Genomic DNA, 8,707 nt, shown 5'->3' on the forward strand with positions numbered 1-8,707 from the left:
GCACCTGCTGCCAGGGTGTGCCCGTGGACGAGCTCTCGTTGCTGCGGATGGCGGCCCAGTGGCTGGTCGGGCCACCGGCGGCCTCCCCGGTCGAGGCCGTGCGCCGGCTCACCGCCGTCCAGGCCCAGGACCTGCCCGGTGCGCTGCTGTCGGTCGCGCTGCGCAGCGGCAGCGCCCGGGCGGAGGTCACCGCAGCGCTGGACGCCGGCGCCGTCGTCCGGTCCTGGCCGATGCGCGGCACGCTGCACCTCACCGCCGCCGACGACCTCCCCTGGCTGCTCGACCTGCTCACCGAGCGCGCGGTGAAGGGGGTCGAGAAGCGCCGGGCGGTCGTCGAGCTCACCGAGGACGACGTCGAGCGCGCCCGGGACGTCGCGGTGGCCGCACTCACCGGCGGTGCCGCGATGAGCCGGGCGGAGCTGCTCGCTGCGCTGGCCGCCGGCGGCGTCCCGACGACCGGGCAGCGCGGCTACCACCTGCTCTGGTGGCTGTCCCAGACCGGCACGCTCGTGATGGGCCCCACCCGGGACGGCGACCAGCTCTTCGTGCTGCTGGACGAGTGGGTGCCCGCACCCCGGCGACTGGAGCGGGAGGAGGCGCTCGGCGAACTCGCGCTGCGCTACTTCCGCGGCCACGGCCCGGCGACCGTCAGGGACCTCACCCGCTGGGCGTACTGCACCGTCGGGGACGCGAAGGCCGGGCTGGCGCTGGCGCGTGGGCACCTGGAGTCGATGACGGTCGCCGGGACCGAGCACTGGCTGGACCCCGGGACCCCGACACGGCTGGCCGCCGCCCGCGAGCAGGCCGCCGGGGTGCTGTTGCTGCCCGGCTTCGACGAGCTGGTGCTGGGCTACGCCGACCGCAGCTGCACGGTGCCCGCGGAGTTCGCCCAGCGCATCGTGCCGGGCAACAACGGCATGTTCCGTGCCACCGTCGTCGCCGGCGGCCAGGTCGTCGCCGTCTGGCGGGCCGGACGCACCAGGGCCCGGTCGATCGAGGTCGAGCCGTTCACCGCGCTGTCGCCGGACGTCGCCGGCGCGATCGGTGAGCTCCACGCCGCACTCCCCTGAGGTTGCAGCGACCAACAGCGAGGGAAGAGGACGGTCATGGAGTACACACGCCTCGGCACCACCGGTCTGCAGGTCTCGCGCATCTGCCTCGGGATGATGAGCTTCGGCGACGCCTCGCGGGGCGGTCACCCGTGGGTCCTGCCCGAGGAGGAGAGCCGGGTCCTCATCAAGAAGGCCCTCGAGGCCGGCATCACCTTCTTCGACACCGCCAACGTCTACTCGGCCGGCTCCAGCGAGGAGATCACCGGCCGCGCGCTCCGGGACTTCGCCCAGCGCGAGGACGTCGTCCTGGCCACCAAGGTGCACGGCCGGATGCGCCCGGGCCCCAACGGCGCCGGGCTGTCCCGCAAGGCGATCATCGCCGAGCTCGACGCCAGCCTCACCCGGCTGGGCACCGACCACGTCGACCTCTACCAGATCCACCGCTGGGACCCGGCCACCCCGATCGAGGAGACGCTCGAGGCGCTGGACTCCGCCGTCCGCTCGGGCAAGGTCCGCTACCTGGGCGCCTCGAGCATGTGGGCCTGGCAGTTCAGCAAGGCGCTGCACGTCGCCGGCGAGCACGGGTGGCACCGCTTCGTCTCGATGCAGGACCACTACAACCTGCTCAACCGCGAGGAGGAGCGGGAGATGCTCCCGCTCTGCGCCGACGAGGGCGTCGGCGTCATCCCCTGGAGCCCGCTGGCCCGCGGCCGGCTGACCCGCGACTGGGACGACAGCACCACCCGCTCGGAGACCGACGAGTTCGGCAGCAGGCTCTACAACGACGGCGACCGGGTGATCGTGGAGCGGGTCGCCCAGGTGGCCGAGGCCCGCGGCGTCCCCCGGGCGCAGGTCGCGCTGGCCTGGGTGCTGAGCAAGCCGGTCGTGTCGGCCCCGATCGTCGGCGTCACCAAGGAGCAGCACCTCGACGACGCGGTCGCCGCGGTCGACCTGGAGCTGACGCCCGAGGAGATCGCCACCCTCGAGGAGCCCTACACCCCGCACGCGGTGGTCGGCTTCCAGTGAGGCAGCTCGCCTCCCGGACGTGATCGGCGTCCACGACGGCGGGCCCGGGTGTCGGCCACGATGGACCTCGTGGCCGGCACCCCCTCCCCGCTCCGCCGGGTCGCCCCGCACCTGCTCGGCCCACCGCTCCCCCCGCTGTCGGCGCTGTGGGCGGCCAACCGACGGCGGGCGTTGTCGGCGGCGTTCTGCGTGGCGGCGCCGCTCGCGCTCGGCCTGGCGCTCGGCCACCCCGGCCCCGGGTCGGCCGCGGCGCTCGGCGGGTTCACCGCCGTCTACGGCCACGCGCTGCCCTACCGCCGCCGCGCCGGGGTCTCCGCCGGGGCGGCGCTGGCCGTCGTCGCCTCCGTCGCCCTCGGCGGGCTGACCGGCGGGCACCCCGTGGTCCTCGCGCTCACCCTCGGCCTGATCGCCGCGGCGGCCACCGCGGGCACCGCCGTCTGGCGGGTCGGGCCGCCCGGGGCGCTGCCGCCGGTGCTGGTCGCCGGCAGCGCCAGTGCGCTGGGCTCGGGCGCCGGGGCGGTCGGCCAGCACGTGGCCGCCGCAGCGGCCGCCGCGGTGCTCAGCTGGCTGGTCGTCATGCTGCCGTGGGCGTGGGACCCAGCCGGCCCGGAACGGCGCGCCCTGCAGGCCGCCGACGCCGCGGTCACCCGGGCGGGGTCCGGTGCGGCCGGCTCCCGCGGTGCCGTCGCCCGGGCAGTGCGGGTCGCCGTCACCGCGGCCGCCGGGGGCAGCCGCCGCCGGCCGTCCCTGCTGCCCGCCGCCGACGACGTCGAGGCCCGCTTCTTCCGCGCCCTGCCCCCGGCGGACGCCGCGGTCGACCCCGCGGTGGTGGCCCTGGTCCCCGCGTCCCGGCCGCGCACCCCGCTGTGGACCGAGACCGCGGCCCGGATCGGCCTCGGCGTGGCCATCGCCGGGCTGGTCGCCGTCGCGGTCGACCTGCCCAGCCCGTACTGGGCGGCCACGTCGGCGGTCGCGGTGCTGCTGGGCACCGACGCCCGGCACACCCGGGCCCGTGCTGCCCACCGGGTGACCGGCACGCTGGCCGGCACCGGCATCGCCGCCGTCGTCTTCGCGGTGCAGCCGCCCACCGCGGTCACGGTCGCGCTGGTCGCCGTCCTGCTGGTCTGTGTCGAGCTGCTCATCGCCGCCCAGTACGTCCTCGCCGTCACCTGCCTGACCCCGGTGTCGCTGCTGCTGGTGCACCTGGGTGCCCCGGGTGCGGCGGGGACGACGCTGATCGCGGCCCGGGTCGAGGAGACGGTGCTCGGCATGGCGGTCGCGCTGGCCGTGGGGCTGCTGCTCTTCCGCCGGGCCGGCAGCCGGCGACTCCCCCACGCCGTCGGCCGCACTGCCGGCCGGGCGGTCGCCGCCGTGCAGGCACCGGCCGGTGCCCCGGCTGAGCGCGAGCTGCACGACGAGCTCGTCGCGCTCGCCGACGTGGCCACCGCCGCCCGGGCCGAGCTGTTCTCCGCTCGCGGTACCGACGCCTGGCTGCAGCGGTCGCGGCAGGTGGCCGACCTGGGCTGGGCGCTGCTGGGTGCCCGGGCGCGGGCGGACGCCGTCCTCGCCGACGCGGTCGCCGACCGGGTCCGCCGCGACCTGGGTCAGTCCTCGATGACGTCCAGGCCCTGATCTCGCAGCGCCGCCAGCCGGCCCAGCATCTGCTGCAGCACCTCCGGCGGGTGCCCCGGCCAGTCCTCGAGCTCGCCGACGACGCGCAGCGGGGAGGGGGTGCGGTAGGACTGCGTGGGGTTGCCCGGGAACCGCTTGTCGGTCACGTTCGGGTCGTCCTCGAACGGGCCCAGCGGCTCCACGACGTAGACGTGTCCCCGCCCGGTGCCACCGGCCAGCGCCGTCGCCAGCTCCGCACCCCAGGCCGCCGTCTCCACCAGGGCGGTGAAGTAGACGTGGTTCATCAGCCGCCCGGCCTGGAAGTTGGAGACGAACCCGGGCACGAGCTCGTCGCCGACCGCGAGCACCGCCCTGGTCCCGTGCAGGAACGGCCCCGGCACGTGCGCGTAGTGCTCGTACGTCACCGGCTCCCGCGTGCCGCCCTCGTCCATCCCGGCTCCCTCCGCCCCGCGGCCACCGTAGGGCTCAGACCGGCAGGCCGACCAGCCCCGCCGACAGCTCCCACAGCTCCGCAGCCCGGACGTCGTCGCGCGCCGACGGTGCGGTGATGGTGCGGCTGCGGTGGGCGTGGTGGGCGCCGTTGCGCCAGCCGTCGGGGGCCGTCGCCAGCCAGACGAGGGTGTCCGCGCCCTGGGCCGGGGTGCGCAGGAAGGCCACGAGCGGGGACCGGAAGAGCAGCCCGGTGACCCCGCCGGCCGACCGGCCGAACCCGGTGGCGACCCCACCGGGGTCGAAGCAGGTGGCGGTGACCTCCGGCGCCCACCGCCGGGCGAGCTCGCGGGTGAACAGGACGTTGCACCACTTGGCCCGCGCGTAGGCCCGGGTCGCCACGTACGGCGGACGCGACTCGACGGCCTCGGCCAGGTGCCCGCGCCGGGACACCCCGCCCCAGTGCACGAACGACGACGTGGTGACCACCCGGCCGCCGGCGGCCCGCAACTGGGGCTCCAGCAGCCGGGTCAGCAGGTAGGGCGCCAGGTGGTCGACCTGGAAGGTGCGCTCGTTGCCGTCGACGGTGACCTCACGGCGCGGGAACGAGGCGCCGGCGTTGTTGACCAGCACGTCGACCCGCGGCAGGTCGGCCAGCTGCGCGGCGAGCCGGCGGACGTCGTCCAGGCGGGCGAGGTCGGCGGTCAGCGCGCGGGCGCCGTCCAGCTCGGCGGCCACGGCGGCCGTCTTCTCCGCCGACCGTCCGACCACGACGACCTGCGCGCCGGCCCGGTGCAGCCGGCGGGCGGCCGCCGCGCCGATGCCGTCGCTGGCCCCGGTGACGACGACGACCGGCCCGCCTCCGGTGCTCAGCTCCGCCGCTCCACGACGAAGACCGGGATCTCGCGGACCGTCCTCGCCTGGTAGTCGGCGTAGTCGGGGTAGGCCGCCACGGCCCGCTCCCACCACACCGCCTTCTCCTCCCCGGTCACCTCGCGGGCCACGCCGTCGATCACCGTGTCGCCGTCCTGCACGGTGACCTGGTCCGGGTGGGCCTTGAGGTTGAAGTACCAGGTGGGGTGGGTCGGTGCCCCGCCCTGCGAGGCGACCATCGCGTAGGCGCCGTCGTGCTCCACCCGCATCAGCGGGTTCTTGCGGACCGCGCCGCTCTTGGCCCCGCGGGTCGTGTAGACCACGACCGGCTCGGTACGGCCCGGCAGCGTGTTGCCCTCGCGCCCACCGGTGCGCTCGTAGAGCTCCACCTGGTCGCGGACCCACTTCTCCGGGCTGGGGACGTACTCACCGTCGAGAGGCATGTCCCGACCCTAGGACGGGCGTCGCCCGCCCGCCCGGCACCTTCCCGACCGGTCGTTCTCGAACGACCGGTCATCGAACGCCACGGTCACCCCATGGGCCGGCCGCGCGGCTTCGACGAGGCCGTTGCGGTGACCCGTGCGGCCGAGGTCTTCGCCGAGCTCGGGTACGACGGCGCCAGTGTCGACGACGTCCAGCGGCTGGGCGTCCACCGCGGCTCGCTGTACTCGACCTCCGGCAGCAAGCGCGCCCTCTACCTGCGCGTGCTCGGCGACCACGTCGACGGGCTGGCCAGGGCGGCCGACGCGGACCTGACCCTGCTGCTGCGCGCGGCCGTCGAGCGCGCCCCGGTCGACCCCGAGGCGGCCGCACTCGTGGCCCGGGGCTGGCCGAGCCCGTGCACCCCGCCCCCGGGGAGGACCCCGCCGCAGCCCTGGCCCGCCTGCTGGGCGAGCACCTCGTCCGCCGCGCCACCCACCCCCAGGAGGACACGTGACCGCTGTCGAGATCGTCGGGGACGCCCTCGTCGTCACCACGACCGGGCTGGACCGGCTCGGGTCGCTGCGCCGGCGGATCACCGTCCCGCTGACCCACGTCCGGGGTGCGACCGCCGACCCCGGGGTGGCCCGGGAGCCCGCCGGCATCCGGTCCCCGGGCACCCACGTGCCGCGGGTGGTCACCGCCGGCAGCCACCGCCGGGACGGCGAGTGGACGTTCTGGAACCTGCGGGCGTCTCAGCAGGCCGTCGTCGTCGAGCTGACCGGTGAGCGGTTCCGCCGGCTGGTGCTCGGGGTCGACGACGCCCGCGCCGTGGCCGAGCGGGTGGAGCACGTCCTGACCCGCGGCTGACCCGCCGGGGTGCGGCCGGACCCGGGCGACGGCAGAGTGCTCCAGGACCCCGCCGGGACAGCGCGCCCCGACGACGACGCACCCCGAGGAGGACCCGTGCAGCCCGTGCTCCCCGCCCCCCGGGTCGTCGTCCGCGGCGAGGCGGTCGCCGAGGTGCTGCCCGACGCTGCGGACCTCACCGTCACCGTCGAGGTGCGCGACCGTCGCCGGGACGCCGCGCTGACCCGACTGGCGGAGCGGCAGCGGTCGCTCACCGACCTGCTGGAGGCGGCCCGCGGTGACCTGGCCGGGGTGGTCACCGACGCCGTCGCCGCCTACCCCGAGGCCGGGGACGGCAGCCGGGTCAGCGGCCACGTCGCGGTGACCACGACGCGCGTGCGGATGGCCGACGTGGCGGCGGCCGGGGAGCTGGCGGTGGCCGTCGCGACGCTGCCCGACACCTCGCTGCACGGGCCGCACTGGCGGGTCAGCCGTGGCCACCCGGTGCACCAGCAGGTGCGCGGCGAGGCGGTCGCCGATGCGGTCGCCCGCGCCCGCGCCTACGCTGCTGCGCTGGGCTGCCGGCTCACCGGGCTGGTCGAGGTGCGCGACGTCGACACCTCCGGTGGCGGCTCGGCCCGCGCCTTCGCCATGGCCGGCGGGGGCCCGCAGCTGGACCTGCAGCCGGCGCCTGTGGAGGTGCACGGGCAGGTCGAGGCCACGTTCACCATGTCCGTCCCCGACCAGGAGGTCTTCGCACGATGAGGTTCCGCGAGAGCGGCCGGCTGGACACCTCCGGTGTCCAGGACCGGCGAGGCGGTGGCGGTGGCGGTGGCCTCGGCGGCGGGCGCGGGCTGGCGGTCGGCGGGGGCGGCCTCGGCGTCGTCGGGCTGATCGTCGTCGTCCTGTTCCAGGTGCTCGGCGGCAGCGGGGGCGGCGGCGGTGGCATCCCGGCCGGCGGCTTCAGCGGGTTCGACGCCGGCCAGGGCGCCGGGTCGGCGTTCGACAACAGCGAGCTGGCCGCGTCCTGCGACGAGGTGGCCGACGCCAACACCTCCCCCGAGTGCGCCGTCGTGGCCAGCATCGACTCCGTCCAGGACTACTGGAGTGCCACCCTGGGGGCGGACTACCAGCCGGCCGACACCGTGTTCTTCTCCGACCAGGTGCAGAGCGCGTGCGGCCCCGCCAGCAGCGGCACCGGGCCGTTCTACTGCCCCGGCGACTCGCTGGTCTACATCGACCTGTCCTTCTTCGACGACCTGCAGACCCGGTTCGGGGCCGAGGGCGGGGCCTTCGTCAACGCCTACGTGCTGGCCCACGAGTACGGCCACCACGTGCAGAACCTGCTGGGCATCAACCGGCAGGTGCAGCCCGGTGACGCCGGCCCGACCAGCGGCAGCGTCCGGCTGGAGCTGCAGGCCGACTGCTTCGCCGGCACCTGGGCCGACCACGCCGAGACGGTGCCCGACGAGACGGGCCAGCCGCTCATCGTCGACATCACCGACGACGACGTCAACCGCGCACTGGACACCGCCGGGCGGATCGGCGACGACTTCATCCAGGAGAACCTGGGCGGGGGCCGGGTCGACGAGGAGTCGTTCACCCACGGCTCCTCGGAGCAGCGGCAGCGGTGGTTCAGCACCGGCTACTCCACCGGTGACCCGAGCCGGTGCGACACCTTCGCCACCGACGACCTGGGCTGAGCACCGCACCCGCCCGGGAAGCGGCCGGACGCCGGCCGGGTTGTCGAGCACCATGACGACACTCGGCATCATCGGCGCCGGCCACATCGGCACCGCCCTCGCCCAGGCAGCCCTCGACGCCGGTCACGACGTCGTGATCAGCAACTCCCGCGGACCCGAGACGCTCACCGACCTCGTCGCCGCCCTCGAGCAGCGACCCGGACGGCGGGGTCAGGTGCGCGCCGACACCTCCGCCGGCGCGGCTGCCGCCGCCGACCTCGCGGTGGTCACCGTCCCGCTCACGGCGGTGCCGCACGTCCCGGTCGAGCCGCTGGCCGGCAAGGTCGTGATCGACACGAACAACTACTACCCGCAGCGCGACGGACAGATCGCCGAGCTCGACGACGAGACGACGACGACCGCCGAGCTGCTGCAGGCCCACCTGCCCAGCTCGCGGGTGGTCAAGGCCTTCAACCACATCGGTGCCGCCGACATCACCGCCGACGGTTCCCCCGCCGGCACCGCGCACCGCCGCGCGCTGACGGTGGCCGGCGACGACGCCGCGGCCAAGGCGCAGGTGGTCGCGTTCATCGACGCGATCGGCTTCGACACCGTCGACCTCGGCCCGCTCGCCGAGGGCTGGCGGATCCAGCGCGACACCCCCGGCTACGGGGCGGAGCTGGACGCCGACGGGCTACGCGCGGCCACCGCGGCGGCGAAGCGCTACCGCGACATGTGAGCGCC

Annotated in this window: 10 protein-coding genes and 1 pseudogene; 8 read left to right on the forward strand and 3 right to left on the reverse strand. The window is 75.9% G+C overall.

Features of this window, described 5'->3' with window-relative positions; all coding sequences use genetic code 11:
* The 3 genes from GCU67_RS09090 to GCU67_RS09100 form a co-directional block, all read left to right on the forward strand.
* Positions 1-1,070, forward strand: a 1,070-nt coding sequence (locus tag GCU67_RS09090; RefSeq protein ID WP_338104890.1) for a winged helix DNA-binding domain-containing protein, incomplete at its 5' end; no start/stop codon positions are given.
* A 36-nt stretch (positions 1,071-1,106) separates the two neighbouring features.
* Positions 1,107-2,078: an aldo/keto reductase gene (locus GCU67_RS09095; protein ID WP_163610909.1), complete on the forward strand. Its 972-nt coding sequence runs from the start codon at positions 1,107-1,109 to the stop codon at positions 2,076-2,078.
* A 69-nt stretch (positions 2,079-2,147) separates the two neighbouring features.
* Positions 2,148-3,710 (forward strand): FUSC family protein, encoded by a 1,563-nt coding sequence (locus GCU67_RS09100; protein WP_163610910.1) that lies wholly within the window; start codon positions 2,148-2,150, stop codon positions 3,708-3,710.
* On the opposite strand, the gene arr is transcribed toward GCU67_RS09100, so the two are convergent.
* From arr to GCU67_RS09115, 3 genes are read right to left on the reverse strand one after another with little or no spacing between them, the layout of a single operon-like run.
* The gene (gene arr, locus GCU67_RS09105) at positions 3,683-4,141 is read right to left on the reverse strand and encodes an NAD(+)--rifampin ADP-ribosyltransferase (protein ID WP_163610911.1); all 459 of its coding nucleotides are present in this window, start codon (positions 4,139-4,141) and stop codon (positions 3,683-3,685) included. The two genes, GCU67_RS09100 and arr, sit on opposite strands and share 28 nt — an antisense overlap.
* Before the next feature lie 34 nt (positions 4,142-4,175).
* Positions 4,176-5,108: an SDR family NAD(P)-dependent oxidoreductase gene (locus GCU67_RS09110; RefSeq protein ID WP_338104891.1), complete on the reverse strand. Its 933-nt coding sequence runs from the start codon at positions 5,106-5,108 to the stop codon at positions 4,176-4,178.
* Positions 5,009-5,455: a nitroreductase family deazaflavin-dependent oxidoreductase gene (locus GCU67_RS09115; RefSeq protein WP_163610913.1), complete on the reverse strand. Its 447-nt coding sequence runs from the start codon at positions 5,453-5,455 to the stop codon at positions 5,009-5,011. Before GCU67_RS09115 ends, GCU67_RS09110 begins: the two co-directional genes overlap by 100 nt.
* Positions 5,456-5,548: 93 nt before the next feature.
* On the opposite strand from GCU67_RS09115, the pseudogene GCU67_RS22765 reads away from it, so the two are divergent.
* The 5 genes and pseudogenes from GCU67_RS22765 to GCU67_RS09140 form a co-directional block, all read left to right on the forward strand.
* Positions 5,549-5,659: pseudogene (locus GCU67_RS22765) on the forward strand (hypothetical protein); the annotation flags it as partial.
* 286 nt (positions 5,660-5,945) lie between these two features.
* Positions 5,946-6,302 carry a hypothetical protein gene (locus tag GCU67_RS22770; RefSeq protein WP_163610914.1) on the forward strand — a complete coding sequence of 119 codons (357 nt, stop codon included), beginning with the start codon at positions 5,946-5,948 and terminating at the stop codon, positions 6,300-6,302.
* 96 nt (positions 6,303-6,398) lie between these two features.
* Positions 6,399-7,046: an SIMPL domain-containing protein gene (locus GCU67_RS09130; RefSeq protein ID WP_163610915.1), complete on the forward strand. Its 648-nt coding sequence runs from the start codon at positions 6,399-6,401 to the stop codon at positions 7,044-7,046.
* Positions 7,043-7,984: a KPN_02809 family neutral zinc metallopeptidase gene (gene ypfJ / locus GCU67_RS09135; protein ID WP_163610916.1), complete on the forward strand. Its 942-nt coding sequence runs from the start codon at positions 7,043-7,045 to the stop codon at positions 7,982-7,984. Before GCU67_RS09130 ends, ypfJ begins: the two co-directional genes overlap by 4 nt.
* A gap of 52 nt (positions 7,985-8,036) precedes the next feature.
* Complete coding sequence (locus tag GCU67_RS09140; RefSeq protein WP_163610917.1) at positions 8,037-8,702, forward strand: NADPH-dependent F420 reductase; 666 nt, start codon at positions 8,037-8,039, stop codon at positions 8,700-8,702.
* Positions 8,703-8,707: the final 5 nt, after the last annotated feature.

The sequence above is a fragment of the Modestobacter muralis genome (assembly GCF_010682105.1).
Classification (GTDB): Bacteria; Actinomycetota; Actinomycetes; order Mycobacteriales; family Geodermatophilaceae; genus Modestobacter; species Modestobacter muralis.

What these genes read in the sequence shown, in the direction of transcription:
- GCU67_RS09095 (WP_163610909.1), top strand. Translation starts at nt 1,107, where the DNA reads ATGGAGTACACACGCCTCGGCACCACCGGTCTGCAGGTCTCGCGCATC.
- arr (WP_163610911.1), bottom strand. Translation starts at nt 4,141, where the DNA reads ATGGACGAGGGCGGCACGCGGGAGCCGGTGACGTACGAGCACTACGCG.
- GCU67_RS09115 (WP_163610913.1), bottom strand. Translation starts at nt 5,455, where the DNA reads ATGCCTCTCGACGGTGAGTACGTCCCCAGCCCGGAGAAGTGGGTCCGC.
- ypfJ (WP_163610916.1), top strand. Translation starts at nt 7,043, where the DNA reads ATGAGGTTCCGCGAGAGCGGCCGGCTGGACACCTCCGGTGTCCAGGAC.
- GCU67_RS09140 (WP_163610917.1), top strand. Translation starts at nt 8,037, where the DNA reads ATGACGACACTCGGCATCATCGGCGCCGGCCACATCGGCACCGCCCTC.